Below are 22,363 nucleotides of genomic sequence, written 5' to 3' on the forward strand. Positions count from 1 at the left end.
CGCCGTGCGTTCTATACCGGACAGGCCGGATGTCGAAGCGCCTGTCCGACCGTCGTGAACGAGCCGACGATCAGTAGCGCATCGCCGGGCACGGATTCGGCTAAAGCAGCCCCGATCGCCTCGGCGACGCCCCCAAAGGCGCCGCGCCGGTTCGCACCGATCAGCCCATCCAGACGTGCGCTCAATTGCTCGACCGGCAGAGCGCGCGCGTCCTCGCTCTGAGCCAGATACCAGTCGTTCACGTATTCGCGAATCGGCGTAACGAGACGTTCAGGGTTCTTGTCGGCCAGCACCGCGATTACGGCACGCAAGCGTCCGGGACAGGCAAAATCGCGCAGATTGGCGGCCAGCGCTTCAGCCGCCTCGCCATTGTGAGCCACGTCCAGAATCCAGGTGACGGCGCCCGGCATGACCTGGAAACGTCCCGGCAGACGTGCCCGCTGCAAACCGGCACGGATGGCGTTGACCGGAACCGGGAGCCGTTCGCGCAAGGCTGTCAGGGCCGCGATGGCGGCGGTGGCGTTGTCGAGCTGGAAAGGCCCACGCAGCGCCGGGATCGGAAGCGCCAGCCGCTGTCCATCCGGCCCGGTCCAGATCCAGCCTTCAAGGGTTCGAGCATGGTCGAGTTCGTGCCCGAGCCGGATCGGAAGCGCGCCGATTCGCGTCGCCTCCGCGCGCAGTGTCTCGGGGGCGTCGCGCTGACCGATGATCGCCGGACGTCCGGCACGGAAGATCCCGGCCTTCTCACGCGCGATCGACTCCAGGCTGTCGCCCAGCCAGTCGGTGTGATCCAGCCCGATGCTGGTCACTACCGACACATCGGCGTCGATCAGGTTGACCGCATCGAGCCGCCCGCCGAGTCCGACCTCCAGCACCACCAGATCAGGCTGAGCGCGGACGAAGATGTCGAGCGCGGCGAGCGTGCCGAACTCGAAATAGGTCAGCGAAATCTCTCCGCGCGCCCGGTCGATGCGTTCGAAGGATTCGCACAGCGCCTCATCCGCGACCGGCACGCCGTCGAGCCGCACCCGCTCGTTGTAGCGGCACAGATGCGGCGAGGTATAGACGCCGCATCGATAGCCGGCCGCGAGCGCCATCGACTCGATCATGGCGACCGTCGAGCCCTTGCCGTTGGTGCCGCCGACCGTGATCACCGGACACGGCAGAGGCTTGGGCTCAAGACGCGCCCACACCGTTGCCACGCGCTCCAGGCCCAGATCCATACGCTTTGGGTACAACGCGGCCTGCCAGTCGAGCCAGTCGGCAAGGGTTACAAAGTGGCGAGTCATTGTGTTTCCTGATTAGTTACGAACCTCAGCAGACTCGTCTCTTCTAGTCTACACTCTCAGTAGATGCCACTCACCGGAGACAGCTGATGCCTCAGAACACGATTCAGTTTCAGAAAGGCTTGAGTTTGCCGGAGTTTCTCCAGAACTACGGAACCGAGGACCAGTGCAAACAGGCCCTTGAACAGTGGCGTTGGCCGCAAGGCTTCGTCTGCCCGAGCTGCGGACACGCGGGTGAGCCGGTGCGCTTGCGCACGCGGGCGCTGTTGCAGTGTCGCCACTGTCATCATCAAACCTCACTGATCGCCGGAACGATCTTTGAGGCGACCAAGTTGCCGCTGACGACCTGGTTTTCGGCGATGTTTCTGCTGACACAGCAGAAAAACGGGATCTCGGCCCTGGAGCTCAAACGGCATCTGGGCGTGTCCTATTTGACGGCGTGGCGGGTTAAGCACAAATTGTTGCAAGTCATGAAAGAGCGCGACGATCAAACGCCGCTCAGCGGCGTCATCGAGGTCGACGACGCCTACTGGGGCGGCGAGCACCACGGGGGCAAGCGCGGGCGCGGCTCACCGAACAAGGTTCCATTCATCGCCGCGCTCTCGTGCGACGAGGACAACCACCCCATCGGCCTGCGCTTGGGTAAAGTCGCCGGCTTCCGCAAAACCGAGGTCGAACGCTTCGCCAAGCGCCACTTTGACCCCAGCGCCCTCATCCGCACGGATGGATTGTCCTGCTTCAGCGCCATCGCCGCGGCCGGATTCGAGCACCAGCCGATCGTCACCGGCGGCGGCCACCCCAGCATGGAGATTCCTGAGTTCCAGTGGCTTAATACCGTGCTGGGCAACGTCAAAAACAGCCTGCAAGGCCCCTACCATCATCTCAGCGGCAAGCATCTGCCGCGCTACCTGGGCGAGTTCTGCTATCGCTTCAATCGCCGCTTCAACCTCGCCGCCATACTGCCGCGCTTGGGCAAAGCCGCGGTGCGTACACCCCCAATGCCGCATCGCCTCCTCAAACTAGCTGAGCTATGTTAATAATCAGGAACATTTATCTCAGTGAGCCGGTTGTGAGCGTTCCGGAACCCACGTCCAAACGTGGAGCTAAACCCACACAGCGGCGCGCAGATACTGAACCGATGCGGGTGGATGTCTATGCCAAGGAGTTGGCCTCCTATACCTGGCCAACCGTCACGATTCGCGATGGAACGAAAGGACCACTCACCCTTTCGATTCATACCAGACGTGTTTGGATCTGGGATGGTGAATCGGAGCGCGCGACCGAACGAGTTTTGGTCATTACTCAGCGTCCCAACAGTTCAAAGCTTAAATATTCACCTGATTAGTTACGAACCTCAGCAGACTCGTCTCTTCTAGTCTACACTCTCAGTAGATGCCACTCACCGGAGACAGCTGATGCCTCAGAACACGATTCAGTTTCAGAAAGGCTTGAGTTTGCCGGAGTTTCTCCAGAACTACGGAACCGAGGACCAGTGCAAACAGGCCCTTGAACAGTGGCGTTGGCCGCAAGGCTTCGTCTGCCCGAGCTGCGGACACGCGGGTGAGCCGGTGCGCTTGCGCACGCGGGCGCTGTTGCAGTGTCGCCACTGTCATCATCAAACCTCACTGATCGCCGGAACGATCTTTGAGGCGACCAAGTTGCCGCTGACGACCTGGTTTTCGGCGATGTTTCTGCTGACACAGCAGAAAAACGGGATCTCGGCCCTGGAGCTCAAACGGCATCTGGGCGTGTCCTATTTGACGGCGTGGCGGGTTAAGCACAAATTGTTGCAAGTCATGAAAGAGCGCGACGATCAAACGCCGCTCAGCGGCGTCATCGAGGTCGACGACGCCTACTGGGGCGGCGAGCACCACGGGGGCAAGCGCGGGCGCGGCTCACCGAACAAGGTTCCATTCATCGCCGCGCTCTCGTGCGACGAGGACAACCACCCCATCGGCCTGCGCTTGGGTAAAGTCGCCGGCTTCCGCAAAACCGAGGTCGAACGCTTCGCCAAGCGCCACTTTGACCCCAGCGCCCTCATCCGCACGGATGGATTGTCCTGCTTCAGCGCCATCGCCGCGGCCGGATTCGAGCACCAGCCGATCGTCACCGGCGGCGGCCACCCCAGCATGGAGATTCCTGAGTTCCAGTGGCTCAATACCGTGCTGGGCAACGTCAAAAACAGCCTGCAAGGCTCCTACCATCATCTCAGCGGCAAGCATCTGCCGCGCCACCTCGCCGAGTTCTGCTATCGCTTCAATCGCCGCTTCGACCTCGCCGCCATGCTGCCGCGCTTGGGCAAAGCCGCGGTGCGTACACCCCCAATGCCGCATCGCCTCCTCAAACTAGCTGAGCTATGTTAATAATCAGGTTGTGTTTTATTCGATGATTCAGCAGGAGGCGTCAGTGGCAGTAAGCGAATCCGGTGTCGGCGTGGGTCGATGATGACCAGCGCCCCCTCTTCGAGCGCCGTTGCTGCGATCTCTAGGGTCTCCAGTACAGCGGTGCCAACGGACTTCGGCAGAATGTGCTCCGCACGTATCTGAATGACGCTCGGCGCCGTCGCATTGGTCAGGAATAACAAGGATCCAAAGTCCAGGTCATGTGTGAAGACGACATAATTATGTTCACGCGCCCAAGCCATGATCTCCTCATCAAGCGCACGAATCGCTCCGACTCGACTCCAATGTATCGCCGTGTGTCCAGCATCGCGCAAGAACGCCTCCCAGACCATCGGCATATTCATATCGAGCAGAATCTTCATCCGGCTTTGAGCACTACGTCATATTCCTCAGCTCGCCAAGTCGCATAGGCTAAGGCGGCGTAGATATCCTCACGCTCCAGGCTGGGATAGAGTTCCAACACCGAGTCGATGGATTCCCCGGACGCCAGCAGTCCGGTGATGGCTCCAACCGTGATCCGGATGCCGCGAATGCAGGGTTTGCCGCCCATCACGCGAGGATCGATGGTAATTCGTTCGAGATCGGGGAAATTCATGCGCATCCGGCCTCATGGCATAGCGTGTCTATAATCTCCGGGGACTTGACAAATACCCCTTTCTGCATATCGGTCAGAATGCCTTGATTTCCAGACTTTGCTGTTCATGCACCGTCAGACAGTGTCCTGAAGCGAGTGCAGAAAAATTGACTCGCGACCTGAACATGCTCTGAAGTACACGTGTACTTTGAGCATTTGTTTTGAAACAGATAGGCAATCCAATATTTTCCAGATAATCGTCTGCCGCGCCGTCGTAATCGTCAGGGGACTGTGAGGCCAGCATGACCATCAGCCCTTTCGCACGATGCAGACGGATATTGTCAGATAACGCCGGATGTTGTGCAGACAGCACCGGACGTGCTTCATCGATCGCCAGGATCATTCGGAGTGCACGATGACCCTCATCGTCACGTGCCGCTTCACCGGAGCCTCGAAGCCAGACATTGAGTGTGTCCAGCAGCAAGAAAGCGGCGAGATTACGAACCGTTTCGCGCGCCGATCCGAAGGCAATGATCCAACTTTGCGAAAAAAACTGCGCCGGTGACTGCTCAGGAACGAACAACGTGCGTTCGGTTAAGTCATTCGCGGTAGCAATAATACTGTCAGTTCCCAGTCCCTGAGTGTCGTAGTAGCGTCGTAACTGATCCCGGATCTGTTCCAGCGTGATATGAGACGACTGAGCGAACAACGGCTTAAGTGCTTCACGGAAATGATCAAGCTGTTTTGCGCCTGGCTTGCTCTGCATCACCCGTTTGAATGAATCTCGAAAGCCGAGTACCAGATCCGATGCCTGACTGTCGGAACGGTTGGAACCATGAAACATATCAAGTGGAATCGGTGCTTCGGGTACATGCAGAACAGTGGCTCCCAGATCACGTGCTAGATCAGGATCGTTTGCCAGATCACCTTTGCCAAGGTCGAGTAGGATGATAGGAACCCCTGCCTGATGACGCAACTGACGCAGCGTAGACAGCATGGTGCGTGTCTTACCAGATCCTGCCTGCCCCATGATCGCCATGTGCGGGGCATAACCGACGCCATTGACCAGCCAGCGAAACGGACTTTTATCCTTCGTTGAGGCACCGAGTTCGATATACAGAGGACGCGCCGGACCAGTGCGAATCGTGAAACCCGGATCTTCGGAGTCCTCGTCATCCAAAACCTGTTCCGGGAGAGTGGCGCGCCGTGTAACTAGAAGTTCGACGAACTGCTTGTAATCCTCGCTGGCCTCCTGCCAGTCCGCTTGAAGCAACATGACGCCGCGATGCCAGTGGCGCCTGACCATGTCCTGTAGATCAGAGAGTTGAACATCTTTCTTTTTCGCTTCGCGGATGCATTGCGTCACCAGAATTCCAATCCAGAGCGACAACTCGCGTCCCTCAAACAGGATGTGCCCACGAATGCCTTTTCCCAACCGGTCCGGTGCGTCGGGCGCAACTTCGTCATGCCCTAGGGAGCGTCCGATGGCAAGCCGAGCAATCTGGGCGCGAGTCTCCAGACCGAGCAACGACCGTAACCGATCAGTCTCCCGCCAAGCATCTCCGGAAGTATTAAAACTGGCACCCCAAACGTCTTCGATTGCAAATGTCGTACTCATGCGGGCATTTCCTCGAACTGGAAATAGTGATCCTCGTAAGCGATCGTTTTTCCAACCCCTTGGCCGATGACCTCATGATGAAGAAGCCAAGTTTTAGCAATTGCGGGCTGGAGACGTTTCATCAGATCCGGACCGATTTCAGCATCCTGCGATAGTAAAATCACTTGCCGCGTTCTATCTGAAAGCCAGAAATCGAGAATGTTTTCGCGATGTGTTACATCCAATCGACCAAGCGGAGTATCGACAACTAAAGGTGCTTGAATGCCTGAAACTTCGGCGAGTCCAGCCAGCAACGCCGTCACGAAAAGCTGATTTTCCCCAGCAGATCGATCAAACGATACTTCGTTGCCATCTACTGAAAATAGAGTTGATCGACCCATTTCATCTACGACAATGCGGTCGAACCATGGCGTATGTGCTAAATTGCCAAAGACGCGGGTCATGCTTTCGCTGAGACGCTTAGTCTTCAGTGCATAGAGACTAGGAATGAGTTCGCCGATCAGCAGCCTGACGCGCTCAGCCTTGGCGATACTTGATAGGGCCGGACTGGTTTGGATTAGCTTTTCATGCTCGCGCTCATAAGTCGCACGATCCTGCGCAATAGTTGCTTCCAATGCGATCAGTTGCCGCTCGATTCCGCCAAGTTCATGCTCAGCTTTTTCAATTTCTTGGTTGACCTCGCCTAGCGCTCCTTTGATTTTCGCTAGAGTGCCATCTCGATCAATGCCCTCAACTCGGGTTAGGCGCTGGTCTAATTCGTGTTCACGCTCCCGCAAACTCAGAATGCGATCCAGCGTTTTCAGAATTGTCTGCCCACCAATCCTGATTTTATTAAAAAGAGTAAGCGCTTCAGACCGTTTTTCATCGTGAATCCAAGTATGAATCACCGTCTCAGCACAGCCGGCAGGTACTGGAAAAAACAATCCCTGCCAAGCCAGTTCCATACGCTGGCGAATAGCGTCTTCTTGTGCTTTATTGAGCGTTGGGTCAATAGGTGGTTCGGCGAGATCAAAAAAAGTTTCGAGAAATCGCTGACGATTTGGCTCCATTGATGTGCGCCGCGCCTCCCAACGCCCAAGCTCCAGCTCCGACATCCACTGCGCAATTAAATCGTCGCGAAGATCCTGTCGCATTAAGTGAAATGGCAACTTATCTGCCAGCATTTGCGCAAGATTTGTTTCGTATTTTTCGCGCTCTTGCTTGAGGATTCCTTTTTCCTCCATAATTTCTTTGACATTTGCAATGTCGCCGGACCCGCCTCCAAGCGCCATAGTGCGGTTCATTAAATCCTGTCTACGTTCCTTTGATAATTTCAGTTCTGCTTCAAGACGTGATTTATTTTCTTTTAATTTTTTCTGTTCTTCGTCCCGCTTTTGTAATATTTCTGAAAGCTCAGCAACCCGGCTTGGTGTCGCGCTTGATCCTTTTTCGGGTTTTTGCTTAATTTGAAAATGAGTGAGACTTTGCTCGAGTTCTCTGAGCAGAGTAACCCCAAGCAAACCTTCCATTCCCTGCTTAACTTGCTCAACCCGATCTTGGTCGGCAAGTTTTTTAACCTCTTCTCCATCAAAAAAGAAAAATGGCGCAATGTGCGCAGGAATAAATTCGCGCTCAAGTCGTTCGTTGATCTGTTCTGCTGGCAATACGCGATCAGGCTGACCATGCCGCACGGTTTGAAGCATGATTTCTTCACGCGCTGTCCAATCACCATTTGGCTTAAAAAACCAGCTACGTTTGACTTGAATACCCTCATCATTCTGGTTAATAATTTTAACCGTTACTGACATTGAATCACGATCCGTACTCAGTGCATGACCATTTAAGGCACGCTCCAAAAATGATGGATAGCCTTTTTCAGAGCTTAGTCCAGCACGGGCAAGATGCGGCATCGCATCCTTGCCATAAAGACAAAGATATACCTGATTAGTTACGAAGCTCAGCACATTCATGCTCACTGTAATTCATTGTTTCCTGATTATTAACATAGCTCAGCTAGTTTGAGGAGGCGATGCGGCATTGGGGGTGTACGCACCGCGGCTTTGCCCAAGCGCGGCAGCATGGCGGCGAGGTCGAAGCGGCGATTGAAGCGATAGCAGAACTCGGCGAGGTGGCGCGGCAGATGCTTGCCGCTGAGATGATGGTAGGAGCCTTGCAGGCTGTTTTTGACGTTGCCCAGCACGGTATTGAGCCACTGGAACTCAGGAATCTCCATGCTGGGGTGGCCGCCGCCGGTGACGATCGGCTGGTGCTCGAATCCGGCCGCGGCGATGGCGCTGAAGCAGGACAATCCATCCGTGCGGATGAGGGCGCTGGGGTCAAAGTGGCGCTTGGCGAAGCGTTCGACCTCGGTTTTGCGGAAGCCGGCGACTTTACCCAAGCGCAGGCCGATGGGGTGGTTGTCCTCGTCGCACGAGAGCGCGGCGATGAATGGAACCTTGTTCGGTGAGCCGCGCCCGCGCTTGCCCCCGTGGTGCTCGCCGCCCCAGTAGGCGTCGTCGACCTCGATGACGCCGCTGAGCGGCGTTTGATCGTCGCGCTCTTTCATGACTTGCAACAATTTGTGCTTAACCCGCCACGCCGTCAAATAGGACACGCCCAGATGCCGTTTGAGCTCCAGGGCCGAGATCCCGTTTTTCTGCTGTGTCAGCAGAAACATCGCCGAAAACCAGGTCGTCAGCGGCAACTTGGTCGCCTCAAAGATCGTTCCGGCGATCAGTGAGGTTTGATGATGACAGTGGCGACACTGCAACAGCGCCCGCGTGCGCAAGCGCACCGGCTCACCCGCGTGTCCGCAGCTCGGGCAGACGAAGCCTTGCGGCCAACGCCACTGTTCAAGGGCCTGTTTGCACTGGTCCTCGGTTCCGTAGTTCTGGAGAAACTCCGGCAAACTCAAGCCTTTCTGAAACTGAATCGTGTTCTGAGGCATCAGCTGTCTCCGGTGAGTGGCATCTACTGAGAGTGTAGACTAGAAGAGACGAGTCTGCTGAGGTTCGTAACTAATCAGGAAGATATAACGCCTCTAGCAGAGTTGTTTTTCCATAACCATTACGCCCGCCAATAACGATAACATGCTTACCATTTGTTGGGCGTGGAAAATTAAAAACTTGATGAGAATAGCTTTTGAAATTCTGTAACTCAAGACGAGAAATCCACATTACACTTATCCTCAATCATCCATTCGACTAAATACTTCTGCAAAGGCATTATTGATGCCGTGCCGCCGCTCTTGATGTAGCCGATCTCGAACGATACCAACCAGTTCTTCAAGAACATCCTGCGGCACACGATGCTTTTCACAGAGTTGATACAATATGGCTCGCGCTTCGGGATCATTCCAAAGTGGTAAGTCTTGCAAGTGAGTGTCCGGCATGGCGTAAAACTCCTATGGGGCTTACCTTGTGAGTTCCTGGGTCCAGACAGAATGGATCATGTCAATCTCTTCCTGACTGATTAGGATATCTCCAAATTCATGCTGCACCTCGAGCAATCGATCCAGAATCATGCGGCGCGCCTGAATCGTGAATGGACCTGGAACATGTTTGCCGTCTTTGAATTCGATACGTCCGTTACGGCGCTCCACGCTACGATGCTGGGGGTCGTTGCGGATTTCGCGTAACCAGTTTCGAAAATCAACCAGTGGTTGATATTGATGGCGTCCGGCGTCGACAAAACCCTGAAGACTGCGATCCTTCTCCACAACGGTGCAGGTCCAACAGCCAAAACGACTGGAATTAGTCCCGCATCCGGGTGCTTCGTCTTTACTGAGGACAACCGGGCATTCCCCGCCTTCCGCATCACGGTAAAGCTGGATAAGATCAGCATGCGTTCCGCCCCAGGGTGGCGCGTGCTCAGCAAGGATCTCCCAAACATCGTCAGTTGTGAGATCCATGATGGGGCGATAGATCAGGGCACCCGGCAGACTCGTATGAGGCGTCAGATTGGAGTCGTTCAAATTGCGGTGGCGCTCGATACTGGCGCGGCGGGACTGGCTTTCATCTTTACGAACGCCCAACACTAGAATAGCCGCGCCGTGTTGGCTAACGTGGTCAAGGATGTAGCAACTGGTCGGCTGAATCTTTAGCCGATCAGTACACCAACGCATATTTTGATTGGGCGATGGATAGCCGCGACCGATCAGGAGCACCCAAAACGTCTGAGCGGGGTCAGGCCGCGTGGTGGTGACGCTAACCGGCAGCCGCAGATAACCGAGCGCCTCACGCAAGCGTTCCTGCACGCTACGCAGGTAAGCCATGACAAGCGGACTTTCGACCAAGGTATCGTTGGAAACAATATGGACTTCGCGAGTGCGCCGCTCAGGATCAATGCCCAGCATGGCATTGATCACAGCATGAAGCACAAGGGTACTGTCTTTACCGCCGGAAAAGCCCAGAATCCATGGGTGATTTTGTGCAGGGGATAGGTACTCGCGCCGAATATCAGCGACGATACAGTCTAAACAATGAGTGCCATCCCGGCCATCATCATAATGATGGCTGACGGCTGACGGCTGACTAGCGGCTGGCATGATTGGTGTCTGTTTGCTTATTAAGGTAGCGTCTTGGTTTAACGATGTCCGGAGTATCATCAATCACTGTGTGTGCGGAAATCGTCTAAACCGGCACCACAGTCCGGCAATAACGCGGACGGTGCATCAGCAGCGCCAGCAGATCCGCCAGCCGTTCGCGCAGATCGCGCCGGTCGATGATCATGTCGAGCGCGCCCTTCTCCAGCAGGAACTCACTGCGCTGGAAGCCCTCGGGCAATTGCTCGCGCACCGTCTGCTCGATGACGCGCGGCCCGGCGAAACCGATCAGCGCATTTGGCTCAGCGACATTGATGTCACCCAGCATCGCCAAGCTCGCCGAGACGCCGCCCATGGTCGGATCGGTCATCACCGAGATGAAGGGCAGCGAGCGCTCGCGCATCCGCGCCAGGGCGGCGCTGGTCTTGGCCATCTGCATCAGCGAGAACAGACTCTCCTGCATCCGCGCCCCGCCGCTGGCCGAGAAGCAGACATAGGGTGAATGATGCTCGATCGCCGCCTCCACGCCGCGCACGAAGCGCTCGCCGACCACCGACCCCATCGACCCGCCCATGAAACCGAACTCGAAGGCCGCCGCCACGATGGGCGCGTCCTTGAGTCGACCGCGCATCACGATCAGCGCCTCCTTCTCGGAGGACTGCTTCTGGGCCGCGGCGAGCCGATCCTTGTATTTCTTCAGATCCTTGAACTTGAGCGGATCGAGCGATTCGAGATCGGCGCCGATCTCCTCGCGGCAATCGGCATCGAGAAAGGCCTCCAGCCGCCGGCGCGCGCTCAGACGGTTGTGATGCCCGCACTTGGGACAGACCTCCAGATTGCGCTCAAGCTCGGCGCGATAGAGGATGGCGCTACAGCCCGGACACTTGGCCCAGACGCCCTCGGGCACGGCGCGCTTGGTGTTGGCATCGATACGGATACGGTCGGGGATGAGCTTCTCGAACCAGCTCTTGCCCTTGTCCATGGCCTGCTTCACGGTGGCGGTGGCCTGGGCCTGGACCTTGGATTTGGTGGATTCTTCCATCGTCGTTGGTGTGCTCTGGACGTTGGTTGCAGTGTGGATCGCGGATCAGCGCGCGCCGTCGATCGCCGTGCGCAGCTCGGCCAGGAAGGCCGCCACCGTCTCGGGGATACGCTCGGGCGTCTCGGCGAGCGCCTCGATCCGCCCGACGATGGCGCTGCCGACGATCACCGCATCGGCGACCTCGGCCACGCGCGCGGCGGTCTCGGCATCGCGGATGCCGAATCCGACCCCGACCGGAAGCTCGACCGCCGACCGGATACGCGCCAGATGCTCGGCCACATCCGCCGTGTCGAGATTCGCCGCGCCGGTCACGCCCTTGACCGAGACGTAATAGACGAAGCCCGAAGCCACGCCACCGATACGCTTGATTCGATCATCGGTCGAGGTCGGCGCCAGCAGATAGACCAGATCCAGCCCCTGCGCTTTCAGCGTCGTCACCAGCTCATGCCCCTCTTCGGGCGGCACGTCGACGATGAGCGCGCCATCGACCCCGGCGGCCTGAGCGCGCTCGGCGAACGCGGCATAACCCATGATCTCGATCGGATTGAGATAGCCCATGAGCACCACGGGCGTCTCGCTGTCGCGCTCGCGGAACGCACGCACCATCTCCAGCACGTCGGCCAGCCGCACGCCCTGAGCCAGCGCCCGCTCGGTGGCACGCTGAATCACCGGACCATCGGCCATGGGATCGGAGAAGGGCACGCCCAGTTCGATGATGTCGGCGCCGGCCTCGACCATGGCATGCATCAGCGGCGCCGTGGTCGCCGGCCCCGGATCGCCGGCGGTGACGAATGGAATGAGCGCGGTACGACCCTGCGCCTTCAGTTGTTCGAAACGCTGTGCGATGCGGCTCATAGGACCAACCCGTCGTGACGCGCGACCGTGTGCATGTCCTTGTCTCCGCGACCGGAGAGATTGACCAGGATGCTCTGGTCGGGACGCAGGGTGGGCGCGAGCTTGTGTGCATAGGCGAGCGCATGGCTCGATTCGAGCGCCGGGATGATGCCCTCGGTGCGCGTGAGATGATGGAAGGCGGCGAGCGCCTCGTCATCGGTGATCGAAACGTACTGGGCACGCCCGCTGTCCTTGAGCCACGCATGCTCGGGACCGACGCCCGGATAGTCCAGCCCCGCCGAGATCGAATGGGTCTCGATGATCTGGCCGTTGTCGTCTTCCATCAGATAGGTGCGGTTGCCGTGCAGCACGCCCGGACGTCCGGCGCACAGGGGCGCAGCGTGCCGGCCGGTCTCGACGCCCTCCCCGCCCGCTTCGACCCCATAGATAGCGACTTCGCTGTCCGCGATGAAGGGATGGAACAGACCGATGGCGTTCGAGCCGCCGCCGACACAGGCCACCAGCGCATCCGGCAGACGTCCGGTGCGCTCCAGCATCTGGGCGCGCGCCTCGCGACCGATCACGGTCTGGAAGTCGCGCACCATCATCGGATAGGGATGCGGCCCGGCGACGGTGCCGATGATGTAGAAGGTGTCGTCGATGTTCGTCACCCAGTCGCGCATGGCTTCGTTGAGCGCATCCTTGAGGGTGCGCGAACCGGAGGTCACGGGCACGACCTTAGCGCCGAGCAGCCGCATCCGGTAGACGTTGGCCTCCTGACGGGCGACATCGACCTCGCCCATGTAGACCACGCACTCCAGCCCCAGCCGCGCGGCGACCGTGGCGCTCGCCACACCATGCTGACCGGCGCCGGTCTCGGCAATGATGCGCGTCTTGCCCATGCGCTTGGCCAGCAGCGCCTGACCGATGGTGTTGTTGACCTTGTGCGCGCCCGTGTGGTTGAGATCCTCACGCTTGAGATAGATCTGCGCCCCGCCCAGCTCACGGCTCCAGCGCTCGGCGTGATAGAGCGGCGAAGGCCGGCCGACATAGTCGCGCAGATCCGCATCCATCTCGGCCTGGAAGTTGGGATCGGCCTTGCAGCGTTCATAGGCCAGTCGCAGTTCTTCCAGCGGATGCATCAGCGTCTCGGGCACGAACAACCCGCCATAGGGGCCGAAGTGTCCCGTCGCATCCGGCAGGTCGTAGGCCGTCGCGCGGCCTGGATCCAGGCGCTCAGCCTGGCTGGTGTCGGCGTTGGTCGCCATCTCTTACCCCTTGCATAAACGCGAAAATCAGTTCCGGTTCCTTGAGACCCCTGGCGGCTTCGACCCCGCCGCTGACATCGACCCCATAGGGTCGCACCCGCTCGATGGCCTCGGCCACGTTCTCCGGGGTCAGACCGCCGGCGAGCAGGATCTCGGGAGCAATGTCTGGCGGGATGCGCGCCCAGTCGAAGCACTGGCCGGTTCCACCGGCGCGTCCGGGTTCATAGGCATCGAGCAACAGACCATCGGCCCCGGCGAAACGTTCGCGCTCGGCGGCCGGATCGATCCCCGGACGCATCCTGAGCGCCTTGATCCAGCGCCGCCCGAAACCGGCACAGAATTCGGGCGACTCATTGCCGTGGAACTGGAGCAGATCCAGCGGCACCTGTTCCAGGGTCGCTTCGATGGTCTCAACCGAGGCATCGACGAACAGCCCGACGGCGGTGACGAAGGGCGGCAGCGCCCGGCACAGTCCGGCAGCCTGCTCGGGCGTGACCGCACGCGGACTGGCCGGATGGAAGACGAAGCCGACCGCATCGGCTCCGGCCGCCACGACGGCGGCGATGTCCGAGACCCGCGTCAAACCGCAGATCTTGACCCGTGTTCTCGAGATGATGTCGTACTTCAATGCTTCCTCGATCGCATCAAATCGCACTCTTCAAACGCTGTAGCGGATCCGTGCGCTCGCTCTGCGGCAAACCGAACTCGGGCGGATAGTCGGCGCGGACGAAGTAGAGTCCCTGCGGCTGTGCCGTGACGCCGCCGAGTCGCCGGTCGCGGACCTCCAGCAGCTCGCGCGTCCAGTCGACCGACGCCTCACCGCGCCCGATGGCCATCAGCACCCCGGCGATGTTGCGCACCATGTGATGCAAAAAGCCATTAGCGCCGATCGCCAGGGTGATCAGCCCGTCACGTTCGCTGAGATCCAGATAGAGCACGCGCCGGACCGGACTCTTGGCCTGACAGGCCACCGCGCGGAAGCTCGAAAAGTCATGCTCACCGACCAGCGCGACGGCGGCGGCGCGCATCCGTTCCAGATCCAGCGCTTCATGCACCCAGACGGCACGATCGCGCTGGATCGGCGAGCGGGTGCGCCGCGCCAGGATCTGGTAGCGATAGTGCCGGGCCTGAGCGCTGAAACGCGCATGAAAGCCGTCGTCGACCGGATGCGCCCAGCGCACGCCGACATCGGGCGGCAGATTGACATTGGCCCCGAGCACCCAGGAACGCTCGCTGCGCGTGGCCGTGGTCTCGAAATGCACCACCTGTTCGAGCGCATGGACGCCGGCGTCGGTGCGTCCGGCACAATGCACGATCACCGGATGATCCGCGACCCGCGAGACGGCCGCCTCCAGCTCGGACTGCACGGTCCGCACCCCGGATTGCGTCTGCCAGCCGTGGAAGTGGGTGCCGTCGTACTCGACACCCAGGGCGATGCGACCTGGTCTCAAGTGGCTTTCACTCGTGCAAGGCCGGAATCGACCGACCGGCCCTGATCCTCGGAGACACCCGCCTCATCGCCCCAGGCGCTCCAGCATGGCACGGGCCTCGTTGCGCTGCTCCTCACGCCCCTCGGCCATGACCTCCTCCAGGATCTCGCGCGCGGCCTCCTTGTCGTCCATCTCCACATAGGCGCGTGCCAGATCGAGCTTGGTGGCCGTCTCGTCCCAGATGCCCGAGTCGATCTGCCACTGCGAGGAGAGCAGATCCGATGGCACGCTCTCCTGCTCGGGCGACAGCGCGGAATCCAGGGACTCTTCGGACTTGTCCGACGGCTCGCCGGCGAGCATCGGCGGCTCCGGCGGCGGTGTTCGGGGCTCAGCCCCGATGTCCAGGCCATCGATCTGTAGATCCGGGTCGCCGAGACTCTCATCGAGCGGCGGCACATCCGGACCCAGATCCAGGGCATCGGCCGGGGACGCGGCGGCCGGTGGCGTATCGGCCGGTGCGGGCGCCTCGCCAAGGACACCCAGATCGAGATCCAGCGCATCGGGCAAGGGCAGGATCGAATCGATGTCCGACTCGATCGCCTGCTCGATCTCCTCGACGGACGGCGGCATGGGTCCGGAGTCGAGTTCCAGCTTCAGCGAATCATCCGACGGCTTCGCCTCCACATCCTCGAACTCGAGCGGCTCGGAAATACCCAGATCGAGCAGCAGGTCGTCCTCCGACTCGGGTCCGACCTCGATCAGCGATTCCAGTCCGGGCACGGACACGGACTCAGGCGTCTCCGCGGCAGCACCGGCCGGCCCCATGGCGGACGACACGGCCGATGGCGTGAGGGAGGGACTGGCGGAAGCCAGGGGCGCGTTCGGCACGAGTTCGCTCAGTAGACGCTGCATCCGCTCCCACTGAGCGGGCTCTTCGGTGTCCCCACCCGAAGACCGGATCTCGTCGAGCAGGTCGCGCAATGCCCCGGCCTCGCCCGAGGCAGCGAGTGCCTCGGCCAGCTTGTATTTGATGTCGAGCCGTTGCGGATAGCGCTTGAGCTCCTTGTTGAGCAGATCCTGCGCTTCGCGGTAACGACCGTAAGCAATATAGATGTCGGCCTCGGAGAGCACATCGGCCTCGTCGGTCTCGACGTCGAAGCCGGTGAGGCCCGACATGGGCTGTTCGCTCATATCGTCGAGATCCGGCACGGCAGGCGCCGAGACGGGCTGGGCGGGCGGACGAGGTGCCGGCTCGGCCTTGGTCAGGGAGACGGCTTCGGGCGATTCGGCGGCGAGCGACGCTGGAGTCGGCTTCGGCTCCGATGCATCGGACGCGCCGTCGAAGGGATCGAGCACGAGTTCCGACTCGATATCGTTTTCTTCTTCGTCTTCAAGGGCCGCCTGCTCCTGTCGGCGGCGGCGAGCCGTCAACAGCGAGAAGAGCAGGATGCCGAGCGCCGTCACGCCCGCGAGTCCGGCCAGCGGCAACAGCAGTGAATGCCAGGTCGAGGTCGAGTCGGGTGCCGGCTTGGGCTCACTGACCGGCTCGGATTCCTTGGGTGGAGCGACGGGGGCCGGCTTGGACGTCGGTTCGTCCGGCTCGGTCGAAGCAACGGACCCGGTCGGTTCCGGCGCGACCTGTGTCTCGGAATCGACCGGTGTTGGCGTCGGCACCGGAATCAGACCGATCGCCGTGCCCGACTCCGCCGCCTCGGGCACGGATTCGAGGTCGGCTGGAGATTCGAGGATTGGCTCGGACGCCATGCCCGGTTCCGGCTCGCGCGTCGCCAACGACTCCTCGGCCGGGAGCGATTGCAGATCGGATGGCTCGGTCTCGATCGGTGAGAGGGCCTCGGCCGGTCCCGGTTCGAGCGTCTCAGACGTATCTTGCGCCGGGGTTCCGGGCAAGACCCCGACCGGCCCGGGCGCCTCGATCGGCTCCAGGGCGAGCTCGGATTCGGGTTCCGTCTTCAGTCCTTCGGGCTGGGCATCGGGCATCCGGGGCTCGACCGACTGGGCACGGGCCAGTTCGGCATTGCGCACTTGCAGCAGGGACTGGATGTCGGCGAGCTGAGTCTCAAGTTCCTGGATGCGGTTGCGCAGTTCGAGCGCCTCCTGGCGCGCGCTCTCGCTCGTTTCGATGGCCAGCAGGACATCCGGCGACTGCACCCCTGTTCCACCAGCGGCAGTCGGCGCCGTCGTGGGAGCCGTTGCGCCGGTCGTTCCCGGAGTCGCGCCCACGAGACGCAGGCGCGAGAGCATTTCGGGCGTGACGTCGGTGAGAGGCGCACGCTGGGCGGGACGCCCCTGCAGGGCCGCCTGGAGTTCGCGCCTTGCCTCCTCGGCATCGAGCGCGAAGAGTTCGGCGCGTGAGGGGATGACCAGCGTCTTGCCGGCGATCAGACGATTGATGTCGCCCCGAACGAAGGCCTCCTGGTTGGAGCGGTAGAGCGCCATCGCGGTCTGGGCGTCTGTGGCGCCGGCCGTGGCATGACGACGGGCCAGCGACCAGAGTCCCTCGCCGCCGCCCACAGGGCCGATGTAGAGCGGAAAACCCTCGCCTGGGGCCGGGATATAGGCACCCGAGCCGCTCGCCACGGGCGGCAGACCGCGATCCGGGCCGCCGGCTGCCGCTGAGGCACGCGCGGCCTGGACATTGGGTGCACGGCGTTCGGTCAGGGTCGGGGGATCGAGCAGGACGGTGTAGCCCTTGACCAGACGTCCGGCAGGCCAAACGGCCTCGACCAGGAAATCCAGATAGGGCTCGCGCACCGGATCGCGGCTGGAGACGCGCACCAGCGTGCGGCCATCGGCCGTCACCTCGGGCGTGAAGCGCAGTTGGGTCAGATAATAATAACGCTCGATCCCGGCCTTCTCGAAGGCCTCGGGCGAGGCGATGGAGATGTGCAGGGTATCGAGCTCGTTCGGTCCGACATCACCGAGATCGATCTCGCCCTGGAAGGGCTGATTGAGCGCGGAGTCGGTGCGCAGGGCGCCCAGTTCCAACGCGAGGGCTGGATGGCCGGTCAAGGCCGCGGCGATAGCGGACGCCAACATCAGCTTGCGAGTCATCCTCCCCCCTCGTGCTCCAGGCAGTGAAAGACATCCACACGAACCGCGCCCGACACCCCGATCAGCAATCCGGCAGGATCGTCAGCATGCGCCTCAAGGGTTCGGCCGCGCCCCAGAGCAGCTGATCGCCGACGGTGAAGGCCGACAGATAGCGGCTCCCAAGATTCATCGTTCTCAAGCGTCCGACCGGAACATGGAGTGAGCCGGTCACGGCAGCGGGTGACAAGTCACGCATCGTGGCCGCGCGATCGTTCGGCACCACGCGCACCCAGTCGTTGGCGCTCGCGATCAGGGACTCGATCTCGCTCAGGGCGACATCGCGGTTGAGCTTGATGGTCAGCCCCTGACTGTGGCAGCGCATGGCACCGACACGTACACAGAGTCCGTCGACCGGGATCGGTTGGTCGGTCCGGCCAAGGATTCTATTCGTCTCGGCCTGTCCTTTCCACTCCTCGCGACTCTGGCCGTTGTCGAGTTGGGTGTCGATCCAGGGGATGAGGCTGCCGGCGAGCGGGACGCCGAAGCTCTCGGTGGGGAATCCGGGGTCGCGCAGAGTGTCGGTCACGCGCCGGTCGATGTCGAGGATCGCCGAGGCCGGATCGGCCAGGAGCGAGGCGACCGAGCCGTGCAGCGCGCCCATCTGGGCCAGCAGCTCGCGCATATTCTTCGCGCCGGCGCCCGAGGCGGCCTGATAGGTCATGGCGCTGACCCATTCGACCAGACCCTCGCGGAAGAGTCCGCCGATGGCCATCAGCATCAGGCTCACGGTGCAGTTGCCGCCGATGAAGTCGCGCTTTCCGGCGTCCAGGGCGGCGTCGATCACCGGGCGGTTGACCGGGTCGAGGACGATGGTGGCGTCCGGCTCCATGCGTAGCGACGAGGCGGCGTCGATCCAGTAGCCGTTCCAGCCGCAGGCGCGCAGGCGCGGATGGATCGACTTGGTGTAGTCGCCGCCCTGACAGGTGACGATGGCGTCCATCTCGCGCAGGGCGTCGAGCGACTCGGCATCGAGCAGGGGCGAGGTGCCCCGGCCGACGTCCGGGCCGGGTTGACCGACCTGGGAGGTGGTGAAGAAGACCGGCTCCGCGATGCGCGCGAAGTCGTTCTCGGCGCGCATTCGCTCCATCAGGACCGAGCCCACCATGCCGCGCCAACCGACGAAACCAACCCGCTTCATCTTTATGCCTCGCCAAACTTTAAAGCGTTATTCGAACTGTATTCGTTACGCACGACTCATGACCTTGGGGCGCGGATCGGGTGACGGCTGTCGGGGGACGCCGTGAATCCATCCCTGGAGGCTTGACGACGACATCCATGCCGTCGACACCCCCGCCAGCCGCCACCCGATCCGCTCGTGGCCGTCATCACGGGATGACGTGCGCTGGGTCTCTTGCGATCACTCAGGCCGACAGCGCGGCGACCACGGCGTTACCCATCTCGGCGGTGCCGACCTGACGCATGCCTTCGGACATGATGTCGGCGGTACGCAGGCCCTGGTCGAGCACCTTGGAGACGGCGGCGTCGATGCGGTCGGCCGCTTCGGGTGCGCCGAGCGAGTAACGCAGCATCATGGCGACCGACAGGATGGTGGCGAGCGGATTGGCCACGCCGCGGCCGGCGATGTCGGGGGCCGAGCCGTGGATCGGTTCGTACATGCCCTGGCCGTGCTCGTTGAGCGAGGCCGAGGGTAACATGCCGATCGAGCCGGTGAGCATGGCGGCGCAGTCGGAGAGGATGTCGCCGAAGATGTTGCCCGTGACCATGACGTCGAACTGCTTGGGCGCGCGCACGAGCTGCATGGCGGCGTTGTCGACGTACATGTGGCTGAGTTCGAGTTCGGGATAGTCGGCGGCGGTCTTGGTCGCGACCTCGCGCCACATCTCGGTGCACTCGAGTACGTTGGCCTTGTCGACCGAGCAGACCTTCTTGCCGCGCTTCATGGCGATGTCGAAGGCGACGCGACAGATGCGCTCGACCTCGGACTCGGTGTAGACCATGGTGTTGATGCCGCGACGCTCGCCCGAGGGCAGGGTCTCGACGCCGCGCGGCTGGCCGAAATAGATGTCGCCCGTGAGTTCACGCACGATCATGATGTCCAGCCCGGAGACGATCTCGGGCTTGAGCGTGGAGGCGGCGGCCAGTTGCGGATAGAGCACGGCGGGACGCAGGTTGGCGAACAGGCCCAGGCCCGCCCGCAGACCCAGCAGGCCCTTCTCGGGGCGCTTGGAGATGTGCAGCGGCTCCCACTTCGGGCCGCCGACCGCGCCGAGCAGTACCGCATCGGACGCCTTGGCGGCGGCGAGCGTCTCTTCCGGCAGCGGATCGCCGAAAGCATCGTAGGCCGCGCCGCCGACCAGCGCCTCTTCGAGCGTCACGTCGATGGCGCCCTCGGCCTTGAGTGCGTTGAGCACCTTCACCGCCTCGGCGACGATCTCGGGACCGATGCCGTCACCGGCGAGAACCAGAATCTTCTTACTCAATGGTTATTCTCCAATGCGTGCGAGAGTGCGCGTGGCGCCAGGCCATAACGCGCAGGCTGATCAGCAATGGATCGGATGTCGACCATCCAATCCAGGTTACGCCCAATGACGAGTTCGGTCATGGGCGCATGATGGGTATTTTTCATCGGAATCGGCTTGGCGACGAAACCGTATTGCCGCGCCAGTGCCTTGACCTCTTCCGCATGGTCATAGGTCATGATGAAATCGCCCTTGAGTTGGGCGCATCGTTCGAACAGGGTCTGATGGTCCAACTCGAAGTGTCGATATAAACGCTGACCGGCTTTTTTTCCGCCCGCCGTATAGGGCGGGTCGATGAAAAAGACAACGTTCGGATCATCGCGATAGTGTTCGAGTACGGCTAGTGCATCGCCCTGTTCAAAACGCAAATGCTCGCGAATTTGATCGATGTCGCGCAGACGTTTGGCCAGCGTGGTCGGATACCAGCGCGATCCGATGCCTTTTCCGGATTCACCGCGCTTGATGAATCTGGAGCCGGGTGCCAGAATGCCGCCGTGCAATGTTCGATTGCGGAGAATCGTCCTGAAAGCACGTTCGCGGGTGCTCGTCGGCTCCTGAGCCAGAGTATCGGTGACGTTTTCCAGCGACATCTCGAACGCCAGAATCCGCTCCGCCAGCCAGTCAGCTTCACCATCCTGGATCGACTGCCAGACCGCCGCGACATCCTCATCCAATTCGATCATCAGCACCCTGTCGGCGAGCTGCTCGAAGGCCACCGTCAGCGACACGATCCCGCCGCCGGTGAAGGGCTCGACCAACAGCGCCGGACGGTACGGCTGATGACGAAGCCAGTCGCGCAAACGCGGCACGAACCAAGTCTTGCCGCCCGGATACCGGAACGGACTGCGCTGCGGAACGGAGGCGACATTGACCATCCTTGGACGGTCATCGACTTCTCCGAAAAGCGACTGCTGAATCATGATGAGCGGCTAACCTAACGGGGTATCGATGACGGCATTGGTCGGCGGAGATTCCAGTTTCTCGTCGACTTTTTCCTGTAAGCGACGCATGAAATCGTCGATGCAACCGACATTCGGCAGCGTGATCCGGGTCAGCGCATCAGAAAACAGCGTATACACGATCTCCGTTTGTCGCAAAACGTATCTCGATGCGTCTTGATCGAAGACGAGATCGTAGATCAGCCAAGCGACTTCAGCCTCGTTTCGATCGGAAGACTGAAGATTGGGCAATGTATTGAAGAATTGACGATCGATGGCGACCGCCATCTTTTTCTTCCAGTTGTGAAGAATACTGCCTTTGAACAGCAACTGTGGTGCAAGCCGCTTTCTCGACGACGACAGAAAATCCGGGCGAGGATAATTCGGCTCGCGACTCCAATCCATATCGGCATGATTTCGGCAATCCGACATATAGCGCGCGAAAGGGTCTCTGACATTGCCGGAAATATAGACGGCCTGAATCTCCAGCGACCCGAAATCGTACACCTTGCCGGCCTGATCGTAGGCCACCAGAACCAGATCGATATTGCCTGCCGACTTTCCATCCCGATCCGGCAATCTCACTTCGGTCAACGACGTCCATGAAGCTTCATCGGAAAAAAAGAACGCGGCGGCATCATCCGCAATCCGCCAGTCCTCCCTGAAGCGGATCGGGCAGGTGATGACCGGCCCATCCTTGGTGTGAATGCTACAGACGCCCAACGGATCCTTCGCCTTGTCCTTAGTGCAACTCGGCACCTTGTTATTGAAAGGACACAGCTTGTTCCGACGGAATCGCTGTGCCCTTTCGCTGAAGTCGTCCGGTGAATGACCGAAGACTTCAGCCAACGGATGTCG

General features: G+C 60.7%; 21 protein-coding genes. 2 read left to right on the top strand and 19 right to left on the bottom strand.

Features of this window, described 5'->3' with window-relative positions; translation table 11 throughout:
* Positions 1-11: 11 nt before the first annotated feature.
* Positions 12-1,289: a bifunctional tetrahydrofolate synthase/dihydrofolate synthase gene (gene folC, locus Atep_RS09985; RefSeq protein ID WP_213378397.1), complete on the bottom strand. Its 1,278-nt coding sequence runs from the start codon at positions 1,287-1,289 to the stop codon at positions 12-14.
* Positions 1,290-1,375: 86 nt separating this feature from the next.
* Between folC and Atep_RS09990 the strand changes: the two genes are divergently transcribed.
* Complete coding sequence (locus Atep_RS09990; protein ID WP_213378307.1) at positions 1,376-2,323, top strand: IS1595 family transposase; 948 nt, start codon at positions 1,376-1,378, stop codon at positions 2,321-2,323.
* A 378-nt stretch (positions 2,324-2,701) separates the two neighbouring features.
* Entirely contained in the window at positions 2,702-3,649 is a 948-nt protein-coding gene (locus Atep_RS09995; protein WP_213378308.1) for an IS1595 family transposase, read from the top strand.
* Here Atep_RS09995 and Atep_RS10000 read toward each other — a convergent pair.
* From Atep_RS10000 to Atep_RS10085, 18 genes are all read right to left on the bottom strand, one after another.
* Positions 3,646-4,050: a DUF5615 family PIN-like protein gene (locus Atep_RS10000; RefSeq protein ID WP_213378398.1), complete on the bottom strand. Its 405-nt coding sequence runs from the start codon at positions 4,048-4,050 to the stop codon at positions 3,646-3,648. The genes Atep_RS09995 and Atep_RS10000 overlap by 4 nt on opposite strands.
* Positions 4,047-4,283, bottom strand: a complete 237-nt coding sequence (locus tag Atep_RS10005) for a DUF433 domain-containing protein (protein WP_213378399.1) — start codon at positions 4,281-4,283, stop codon at positions 4,047-4,049. Before Atep_RS10005 ends, Atep_RS10000 begins: the two co-directional genes overlap by 4 nt.
* Positions 4,284-4,356: 73 nt before the next feature.
* Positions 4,357-5,880, bottom strand: coding sequence for an ATP-binding protein (locus Atep_RS10010; RefSeq protein ID WP_213378400.1), 1,524 nt, complete (start codon positions 5,878-5,880; stop codon positions 4,357-4,359).
* Positions 5,877-7,829: a hypothetical protein gene (locus Atep_RS10015; protein ID WP_213378401.1), complete on the bottom strand. Its 1,953-nt coding sequence runs from the start codon at positions 7,827-7,829 to the stop codon at positions 5,877-5,879. Before Atep_RS10015 ends, Atep_RS10010 begins: the two co-directional genes overlap by 4 nt.
* Before the next feature lie 29 nt (positions 7,830-7,858).
* Positions 7,859-8,806, bottom strand: a complete 948-nt coding sequence (locus Atep_RS10020; protein ID WP_213378308.1) for an IS1595 family transposase — start codon at positions 8,804-8,806, stop codon at positions 7,859-7,861.
* 70 nt (positions 8,807-8,876) lie between these two features.
* Positions 8,877-9,035: an AAA family ATPase gene (locus tag Atep_RS17150; RefSeq protein ID WP_213378402.1), complete on the bottom strand. Its 159-nt coding sequence runs from the start codon at positions 9,033-9,035 to the stop codon at positions 8,877-8,879.
* Positions 9,036-9,046: 11 nt separating this feature from the next.
* The gene (locus tag Atep_RS10030) at positions 9,047-9,250 is read right to left on the bottom strand and encodes a DNA modification system-associated small protein (protein ID WP_213378403.1); all 204 of its coding nucleotides are present in this window, start codon (positions 9,248-9,250) and stop codon (positions 9,047-9,049) included.
* 21 nt (positions 9,251-9,271) lie between these two features.
* The gene (dndC, locus tag Atep_RS10035) at positions 9,272-10,405 is read right to left on the bottom strand and encodes a DNA phosphorothioation system sulfurtransferase DndC (protein WP_213378404.1); all 1,134 of its coding nucleotides are present in this window, start codon (positions 10,403-10,405) and stop codon (positions 9,272-9,274) included.
* A gap of 85 nt (positions 10,406-10,490) precedes the next feature.
* Complete coding sequence (gene accD, locus Atep_RS10040; RefSeq protein WP_213381528.1) at positions 10,491-11,384, bottom strand: acetyl-CoA carboxylase, carboxyltransferase subunit beta; 894 nt, start codon at positions 11,382-11,384, stop codon at positions 10,491-10,493.
* A gap of 105 nt (positions 11,385-11,489) precedes the next feature.
* On the bottom strand, positions 11,490-12,299 hold the full coding sequence (trpA, locus tag Atep_RS10045; RefSeq protein WP_213378405.1) for a tryptophan synthase subunit alpha: 810 nt from the start codon (positions 12,297-12,299) through the stop codon (positions 11,490-11,492).
* On the bottom strand, positions 12,296-13,546 hold the full coding sequence (trpB, locus tag Atep_RS10050) for a tryptophan synthase subunit beta (RefSeq protein ID WP_213378406.1): 1,251 nt from the start codon (positions 13,544-13,546) through the stop codon (positions 12,296-12,298). The genes trpA and trpB overlap by 4 nt, the downstream gene beginning before the upstream one ends.
* Complete coding sequence (locus Atep_RS10055) at positions 13,515-14,159, bottom strand: phosphoribosylanthranilate isomerase (RefSeq protein ID WP_213381533.1); 645 nt, start codon at positions 14,157-14,159, stop codon at positions 13,515-13,517. The genes trpB and Atep_RS10055 overlap by 32 nt, the downstream gene beginning before the upstream one ends.
* A gap of 31 nt (positions 14,160-14,190) precedes the next feature.
* On the bottom strand, positions 14,191-14,997 hold the full coding sequence (truA, locus tag Atep_RS10060) for a tRNA pseudouridine(38-40) synthase TruA (RefSeq protein ID WP_213378407.1): 807 nt from the start codon (positions 14,995-14,997) through the stop codon (positions 14,191-14,193).
* 63 nt (positions 14,998-15,060) lie between these two features.
* Positions 15,061-18,048: a motility hub landmark protein FimV gene (locus Atep_RS10065; RefSeq protein ID WP_213378408.1), complete on the bottom strand. Its 2,988-nt coding sequence runs from the start codon at positions 18,046-18,048 to the stop codon at positions 15,061-15,063.
* A gap of 61 nt (positions 18,049-18,109) precedes the next feature.
* Positions 18,110-19,225, bottom strand: coding sequence for an aspartate-semialdehyde dehydrogenase (gene asd / locus Atep_RS10070; RefSeq protein ID WP_213378409.1), 1,116 nt, complete (start codon positions 19,223-19,225; stop codon positions 18,110-18,112).
* Positions 19,226-19,448: 223 nt separating this feature from the next.
* Complete coding sequence (leuB, locus tag Atep_RS10075) at positions 19,449-20,528, bottom strand: 3-isopropylmalate dehydrogenase (RefSeq protein WP_213378410.1); 1,080 nt, start codon at positions 20,526-20,528, stop codon at positions 19,449-19,451.
* Positions 20,525-21,487, bottom strand: a complete 963-nt coding sequence (locus Atep_RS10080; protein WP_213378411.1) for a DNA adenine methylase — start codon at positions 21,485-21,487, stop codon at positions 20,525-20,527. The genes leuB and Atep_RS10080 overlap by 4 nt, the downstream gene beginning before the upstream one ends.
* A 9-nt stretch (positions 21,488-21,496) precedes the next feature.
* The gene (locus Atep_RS10085) at positions 21,497-22,354 is read right to left on the bottom strand and encodes a NotI family restriction endonuclease (protein ID WP_213378412.1); all 858 of its coding nucleotides are present in this window, start codon (positions 22,352-22,354) and stop codon (positions 21,497-21,499) included.
* Between the last annotated feature and the right edge of the window lie 9 nt (positions 22,355-22,363).

The sequence above is a fragment of the Allochromatium tepidum genome (assembly GCF_018409545.1).
GTDB lineage: Bacteria > Pseudomonadota > Gammaproteobacteria > Chromatiales > Chromatiaceae > Thermochromatium > Thermochromatium tepidum_A.

Coding starts and splice junctions, on each gene's coding strand:
- folC (WP_213378397.1), bottom strand. CDS start 1,289: ATGACTCGCCACTTTGTAACCCTTGCCGACTGGCTCGACTGGCAGGCC.
- Atep_RS09990 (WP_213378307.1), top strand. CDS start 1,376: ATGCCTCAGAACACGATTCAGTTTCAGAAAGGCTTGAGTTTGCCGGAG.
- Atep_RS09995 (WP_213378308.1), top strand. CDS start 2,702: ATGCCTCAGAACACGATTCAGTTTCAGAAAGGCTTGAGTTTGCCGGAG.
- Atep_RS10000 (WP_213378398.1), bottom strand. CDS start 4,050: ATGAAGATTCTGCTCGATATGAATATGCCGATGGTCTGGGAGGCGTTC.
- Atep_RS10005 (WP_213378399.1), bottom strand. CDS start 4,283: ATGAATTTCCCCGATCTCGAACGAATTACCATCGATCCTCGCGTGATG.
- Atep_RS10010 (WP_213378400.1), bottom strand. CDS start 5,880: ATGAGTACGACATTTGCAATCGAAGACGTTTGGGGTGCCAGTTTTAAT.
- Atep_RS10015 (WP_213378401.1), bottom strand. CDS start 7,829: ATGAATGTGCTGAGCTTCGTAACTAATCAGGTATATCTTTGTCTTTAT.
- Atep_RS10020 (WP_213378308.1), bottom strand. CDS start 8,806: ATGCCTCAGAACACGATTCAGTTTCAGAAAGGCTTGAGTTTGCCGGAG.
- Atep_RS17150 (WP_213378402.1), bottom strand. CDS start 9,035: ATGTGGATTTCTCGTCTTGAGTTACAGAATTTCAAAAGCTATTCTCAT.
- Atep_RS10030 (WP_213378403.1), bottom strand. CDS start 9,250: ATGCCGGACACTCACTTGCAAGACTTACCACTTTGGAATGATCCCGAA.
- dndC (WP_213378404.1), bottom strand. CDS start 10,405: ATGCCAGCCGCTAGTCAGCCGTCAGCCGTCAGCCATCATTATGATGAT.
- accD (WP_213381528.1), bottom strand. CDS start 11,384: ATGGACAAGGGCAAGAGCTGGTTCGAGAAGCTCATCCCCGACCGTATC.
- trpA (WP_213378405.1), bottom strand. CDS start 12,299: ATGAGCCGCATCGCACAGCGTTTCGAACAACTGAAGGCGCAGGGTCGT.
- trpB (WP_213378406.1), bottom strand. CDS start 13,546: ATGGCGACCAACGCCGACACCAGCCAGGCTGAGCGCCTGGATCCAGGC.
- Atep_RS10065 (WP_213378408.1), bottom strand. CDS start 18,048: ATGACTCGCAAGCTGATGTTGGCGTCCGCTATCGCCGCGGCCTTGACC.
- asd (WP_213378409.1), bottom strand. CDS start 19,225: ATGAAGCGGGTTGGTTTCGTCGGTTGGCGCGGCATGGTGGGCTCGGTC.
- Atep_RS10080 (WP_213378411.1), bottom strand. CDS start 21,487: ATGATTCAGCAGTCGCTTTTCGGAGAAGTCGATGACCGTCCAAGGATG.